Source organism: Sporolactobacillus nakayamae, assembly GCF_900113325.1.
Lineage (GTDB): Bacteria > Bacillota > Bacilli > Bacillales > Sporolactobacillaceae > Sporolactobacillus > Sporolactobacillus nakayamae.
In genome coordinates this window covers 106,406-112,556 of sequence record NZ_FOOY01000011.1, presented here as the reverse complement: position 1 = coordinate 112,556, position 6,151 = coordinate 106,406, and the positions used below count along the sequence as shown (strand labels likewise).

8 protein-coding genes are annotated in these 6,151 nt (G+C 50.3%); all 8 read right to left on the bottom strand.

The window, feature by feature from the left end; translation table 11 throughout:
- Positions 1-349: 349 nt before the first annotated feature.
- Entirely contained in the window at positions 350-862 is a 513-nt protein-coding gene (locus BM003_RS09165) for a thioredoxin domain-containing protein (protein ID WP_093672332.1), read from the bottom strand.
- 303 nt (positions 863-1,165) lie between these two features.
- Positions 1,166-1,597 carry a 3-hydroxyacyl-ACP dehydratase FabZ gene (fabZ, locus tag BM003_RS09160; RefSeq protein ID WP_093672330.1) on the bottom strand — a complete coding sequence of 144 codons (432 nt, stop codon included), beginning with the start codon at positions 1,595-1,597 and terminating at the stop codon, positions 1,166-1,168.
- Positions 1,598-1,615: 18 nt separating this feature from the next.
- Positions 1,616-1,951 carry a DNA-directed RNA polymerase subunit beta gene (locus BM003_RS09155; protein WP_093672328.1) on the bottom strand — a complete coding sequence of 112 codons (336 nt, stop codon included), beginning with the start codon at positions 1,949-1,951 and terminating at the stop codon, positions 1,616-1,618.
- 14 nt (positions 1,952-1,965) lie between these two features.
- The gene (locus BM003_RS09150; protein WP_093672326.1) at positions 1,966-2,808 is read right to left on the bottom strand and encodes a flagellar hook-basal body protein; all 843 of its coding nucleotides are present in this window, start codon (positions 2,806-2,808) and stop codon (positions 1,966-1,968) included.
- Positions 2,809-3,021: 213 nt separating this feature from the next.
- Positions 3,022-3,837, bottom strand: coding sequence for a flagellar hook-basal body protein (locus tag BM003_RS09145; protein ID WP_093672324.1), 816 nt, complete (start codon positions 3,835-3,837; stop codon positions 3,022-3,024).
- A 156-nt stretch (positions 3,838-3,993) separates the two neighbouring features.
- Positions 3,994-4,995: a rod shape-determining protein gene (mreB, locus tag BM003_RS09140; RefSeq protein WP_093672322.1), complete on the bottom strand. Its 1,002-nt coding sequence runs from the start codon at positions 4,993-4,995 to the stop codon at positions 3,994-3,996.
- Between the two features lie 154 nt (positions 4,996-5,149).
- Positions 5,150-5,419, bottom strand: coding sequence for a sporulation transcriptional regulator SpoIIID (spoIIID, locus tag BM003_RS09135; protein ID WP_093672320.1), 270 nt, complete (start codon positions 5,417-5,419; stop codon positions 5,150-5,152).
- A 519-nt stretch (positions 5,420-5,938) separates the two neighbouring features.
- A partial coding sequence (locus BM003_RS17835; protein WP_218143237.1) for a hypothetical protein occupies positions 5,939-6,151 on the bottom strand: 213 nt, incomplete at its 5' end.

The window sequence follows — 6,151 nt, the reverse complement described above, 5'->3', positions numbered from 1 at the left end:
CTTAGGTTCAACTTTTGGATCGTTAGGTTCGACTTTCCTTTCGTTGGTTACGACTTCAAAATTTTGTTACGTCTTTGGGTCGATTAGTTACGATTTTGCGGTGGTTCGTTACTATTTTCCTTTCGTTAGTTACGACTTCGGATTTTCGTTACGTCTTTGGGTCGATTGGTTACGACTTTGCGATGGTTCGTTACTACTTTCCTTTCGTTGGTTACGACTTCGGATTTTCGTTACGACTTTGGGTCGTTTGGTTACTGCTTTTTTCTATTCGGTTACAACTCGCTTAGCGAGTTGTTGCGGCATAAAAAAAGACCGGACGTTTGAGACGCCCGGTTCTGTTTTGCTTCGATTAGTTTGCAGGTGCCGTTTCGAGTTCCTTTTTCAGCTCTTCCTGCGTGATTTTGGTTGGTGCTGCGCCGGCGCGGCTGATCAGGGCGGTTGGTACGGAAGTAGCGTCGAAGTTGATTGCTTCCTGGGTGATCGTCAGGCTACGTTCGGTGTTGTCCGGCTGCGCGGTCAGGCCGTAGTTCTCGGTCAGGTATATTTTGATTTCGCTGTCTGTAAGCGACTTCCATTCCGATTGGTCCTTGAATAATTGCAGAATGACCGGGTTGGTCGTTGCCTGATCCTTGTAATTGAGGAACAGGTGCACGAGGTTGCCCTTAAGCAGGCCGACTTTCGGCTTGTCGAACGGCTTCAAAATGAGTTCAAGTTGTTTGTTCTCGATTGCCGGAAGCAGCTCGGTTTCGTAGTCTTGCAAAAAGGTTGCGCAGTGCGGGCAAGCGAGATTGGTGAAAACGATCAATTTTACCGGTGCTTCTTTGGCGCCGAAATGAAAGCCGGTTTCCGATAATGTCGGCATGTGAATCCCTCCATAAATACTGTTGATACGTTTACGCTAGTCTAAATAGACGCGTCTTGCAAGGAATAAGCAACAGATTATGCTGCTATTGCTCCGACAGCGGTTGGATTATACAGTTGCGGATTTCGTTCGTGATTTCGATCATCAAAATGGAATTCAGAAAACTCGCCGGGCTCATTTGGGCTTTGACGGCGACCATCATCTCGATTGTGCTGTGTCTCGCCTTAGTTTCTCCTTTTTCACCTTGACTCTATGAAGAAAACAGACGCCTGATTAAACGTTGGCGTCTGTGGTGCTTGCTGCTTATTCTGCTGCTTTGAGTGCGAACATCATTTCCGCTTCACAAGCGACTTCTCCGTCGACGGTTGCGACGCCTTTTGCTTTGGCAAATCCCGCGCGGAATCGGAGAATTTCTGCTTCCAGCTTCAGCTGGTCGCCGGGCCGTACCTGGCGCTTAAATCGGCATTTGTCAATGCCGGCGTAGAGCGTCAGCATGTTTTCCTGCTTGCCTTTGCTGAGGACGGCGATACCGCTGACTTGGGCGAGCGCCTCAACGATCAGGACGCCGGGCATCACCGGATAATCGGGAAAATGGCCTTGGAAAAAGGGTTCATTCACGGTAACATTTTTAATACCGACCGCTTTCTTACCGTCTTCAACTTCGAGTACTTTATCGACAAGCAGAAATGGATAACGGTGGGGTAATATTTTTTTGATTTCGTCGATCGTTAACAAACGACCGCCTCCTTTTAATCATTTCGTTTTCAAAAAATCGAAAATGTGCTGCCAGGTGGCAGGCTCAAATACAGCCCAAGGACTGCGGTGGCCTAGTCCTCCGTAACCAACCATCATTCCGGCGAACAGAGCGATCGCGCACAGAGCGATCAGCGCGATCAGGCGCTGCCAGATCGGAAAGCGCCGCTTTTTATAGCCGAAGAACGGGTTAAAAAGCGGTTTTTTCTCCTCGTCGGTTTTGGGTTTTGGTGAAGCCGCGCGTTCTGCCTTTTGCGCTTCTTTACGCGCCGATCGGACCGCTTGCCTCGTATTGGGGTTATCTGATTTATTATGTAGCTTTTCGTTAGATTCCATTATAAATTCCTCGCTTAACGCAGCAGACCGTTCACCAGTCCGGCCATCTGATCGCCGATGGTGACGGATCGCGCGTTCAGCTGATAGTTGTGCTGCAGATTGATCAGATCGGCCATTTCTTTGGTCAGATCGACATTTGAATTTTCCAGTTTGCCTTGAGCCACACTTCCCCTATTAGCGGCAACCGGCTGAACGACTTCGTTCATTCCGATGCCGAGTTGAGCGAGATTGGGCAATGTGTATACGCTGTTGCCTTGGTTTTCTAGTAATTGAGGACGGCTGACTGTGACCAGTCCAAGCTGTCCCGCGTTAACACGGGCGCCGCTTGGCAATTCGGCTGTAATCGCGCCCGCACTGCTGATCTGCAGATTCCGATAATTTGCGGGGAGAGTGATCGGCTGTCCGTTCGCGCCCAGCACTGCTTCGCCGCTTTTCGTGAGCAGGCGCAGGGTATTCGGATCATTCGGATCCGGCTGCGCGTTAAAGGCGCCCGACCGCGTATAGGCGGTCGCGCCGCCGTGATTCACGGTGAAAAATTGGTGGTCATTGGTCAGGGCAAGGTCGAGCGGATTGTCGGTCTGCTTGATCGCACCCATGGACAAATCCACCGATGTGTCTCCGATTCGAGCGCCGGACCCGTCGCGAATTCCGGACGGAGTCAGCCGATTCTGTTGATCGGTCTGATCCGTATCGGCCGGACGCATGTTATCGATCTGCTGAACGAGCAAATCGGTAAATTTTGCGTCACGGCTCTTATAACCGGTTGTACCGACGTTCGCAATGTTATCAGCGACCGTCGCCAATTGCTGCTGAATCTGTCCCAATGTTACTGCCGTAGCCATCATTTGCCGTTGCATCCCGCTCACCTGCCTTTTTAATTTTTAGAACCTGTTCGAAAGGGAGGATAAAATGGACCGAACGCCGCGTCCTAACATACCTGACTCTAGCTCATCCTGATCCCTGATCGTCGAAGTGTACTTTCCGCAGGACGCGGGGTCCTTAGCTGAAGGGATTTTTTATTAGCAGAAGAACCGCATTAACCATTTCTCGGATTTTTCGAACAGCCTCATTTAATTTACGCGACCGACTTGATTGACCGCTTTGTCCAGCGATCCGTCGATGATTTGCAGCACTTTCTGATTGGCTTCAAATGATCGGTATGATTCCATCATGTCGGTGATCGTCTGATCGGCCTGAACGTTGGAGCCCTCAACAAAGCCCTGTTTCAAGCTATAGCTGATTGCCGCGTTTCCGCCGGCCGCCGGAAGTGCGCCGCCGCCATCGAGTCGGAACAGGCTGCTGCCTTCTTTGACTAGCTGGTTGGTGCGCGCCGCATAGCTGACGCCGATCTGTCCGTAGTTCGCGCCATCAATTGAAATCGTTCCGTCTCCGGCCACTTGAAACTGATCGGATGGAAGCTGAATCGGCTGCCCTGCGGTGCTGAGCACCTGATCGCCCATGTCGTCGGTCAAGTAACCGGTGGGGCTGAGCGTGAAGTGCCCATTGCGCGTATAGCGCGTGTCGCCGGCGGGTGTCCGGACATTGAAGAGCAGGGCGCCTTCCTGCGCACCGGTTTGCGGATTCACCGGCAGCTGCGCGGTGGACAGCGCGACGTCGGTTGCCTTGCCGGTCTCTGTGACCGTTCCTTGCGAAAAGTCAGGTACTGCCTCATCCATATACACACCGGTCGCAAGGTCGCCGACTTCGCGTGATGGTGTCGCATCGCCGCCTAATCGACTAATCAGTTGTTCGGGAAACGTGCGCAGCTTACTTTGGTCGCTTTTGTAGCCCGGCGTATCCATATTGTTCAAGTTGTTTGACAGCGTTTCCTGCTTTCTTTGTTGGGCAATCATTCCTGCCGCCGATGTGTACAAGCCTCTGATCACTGTCCGTCACCTGCCTGTTTTGATTTCTACGCATCTTGCCTCCCATTAAAAATTGTGCGCGAAGTGCCGAAACGTCGGCGTTCGGTGCGGCGGATGCCGCATTTTAACCTATATAAAGGTCGTCCTTATTCTCTATGCGCGAAAAGCGCAGAGCAATTAGTTTGCTTTGCGCTTTGGGAGTTTGTCTAGGTGTTCCAGCATTTTGCCGGCGCCTTCGACGACGCAGGTCATCGGGTTGTCGGCTACGACTACGGGCACTTTCAGTTCGCTTGCGAGCAGTTGGTCGATGCCGTGCAGCTGCGCGCCGCCGCCGGTGAGAATGACGCCGCGGTCGATGATGTCGGCGGACAATTCCGGCGGGGTTTGTTCGAGCACGTTTTTCGCTGCGCGGACGAGTGTGCTCACGGAATCGGCGAGTGCTTCTTCGATTTCATAGGAATGAACGGTGAGCGTTTTCGGCAGACCGGTCACCATGTCGCGGCCACGGATGTCCATGCTTTCGTCGCGCGCGTTCTTAAATACGGTGCCGACTGTCATTTTGATTTGTTCGGCGGTGCGTTCACCGATGAGCAGTTTATATTTCTTCTTAATATAGTTCAGGATCTCTTGGTCGAACTTGTCGCCCGCCAGTTTAATGGACTGGGAGGTCACAATATCGCCCATAGAGATGACGGCGATGTCGGTTGTCCCGCCGCCGATGTCGATGACCATGTTGCCGCTCGGCTGGAAAATGTCCATGCCTGCGCCTACTGCGGCCACTTTCGGTTCTTCTTCTAGGTACACTTGTTTGCCGCCGCTGCGTTCTGCTGCTTGGCGAATTGCTTTCTGCTCAACCGATGTGATGTGTGTCGGTGTGCAGATTAAGATTCTCGGTTTTTTTAAGAAGCCTTTTACATTTATTTTATCGATAAAATGCGACAGCATGAGTTCTGTGATTTCAAAGTCTGCGATGACGCCATCACGGAGCGGACGGAGTGCGACAATATTTCCAGGAGTACGTCCAACCATCCGTCTCGCTTCTTCACCAACTGCTAACATTTGCTTTGTATCCGTATCAATTGCGATTACTGACGGTTCATTCAGAACAACGCCCTGTCCTTTTACATAGATCAATACATTCGCTGTTCCGAGATCAATTCCGATATCTCTTGAAAACACGTCAAATCCTCCCTGTCAAAACACCTAGACCTAATCCAGGATAGTTATCAATCATTATTTCATTTTATCATAAATTGATACAAACAGGGAGTATGTCGAAAAATAATGCATTTCGTCGATTATGTTTTTTGTTTCGTCGCTCGGTGTTTTCCTTTCAGTTTCGAACTGCTGTTTCGGTATCTTTCTGGTACTTCAGCCGTGTCGCTTCCCCTCCTCGAAGATGGCGAATCGACTTGTGATAATCGAGCACATTTTTTACTGCGTTGGCTAGTTCCGGATTAATGTTCGGGAGCCGCTCCGTCAAGTCTTTGTGGACGGTACTTTTCGATACCCCGAACTCTTTGGCAATCACTCGTACCGTCTTCTTTGTCTCCACGATATGCTTTCCAATCTTGATCGTACGCTCTTTGATGTAATCGTGCACACCACTCGCCTCCTGTAGTCATGAAGATGCGAAATGAGACAATCTTTGGAAGAAACGGAACTTAAACAACGCATCATCATCATGCTCGTTCCAAGCCCGCCGCGCTCACCTCGAAACCCCGTATGTGAGTTTGTAACATCTTATTAAACGAGTTCCGTTTATATGCCAAAAAGTCAATAGGGACAAGGGTTGCCGCATAACGGGAGCGGCCTCGCGGCAGTCTGGGGAACCTCTTGTCTCAAGCGACGGATGAAAAACGCGTCCCCTTTCACTTGATCGGGGCGCGCGACACTCAAAAGGTACATCCTCCGTAATGATTTTGGTGGATGAGGAATTTTGTTCATGAGAAAAAGTGCTCCCATCTCCTGATCAGGGAGCCACGTACGAAAATAAAAGTGCGTCATCCGGACTGAATTCGATGGACGCACCTTTTTGAAACTAAGGGAATTTGGATCATGAGAAAAAGTGCGTCCCATGTGATGCCTTGAGGTACGCACTTATTAAATGCAGGAGAAATTTCTAGATGTTAGATATGGAAATTTTTCTTTTTATATAAGGATGTGGGAATTTTCCCGTTGGAAAATTCCTTCGTAATTGAGGCATTGGCTGTTGGATTGAGCCTTTTTCGGTGTTCGGTCTAACTTCTCCTCTCTTGGGTTCAACTTTGGTCGCGTTCGGTTCGACTTTTCGATGGTTCGGTTCGACTTCCGCTCTTCGGTTCGACTTTTCCTC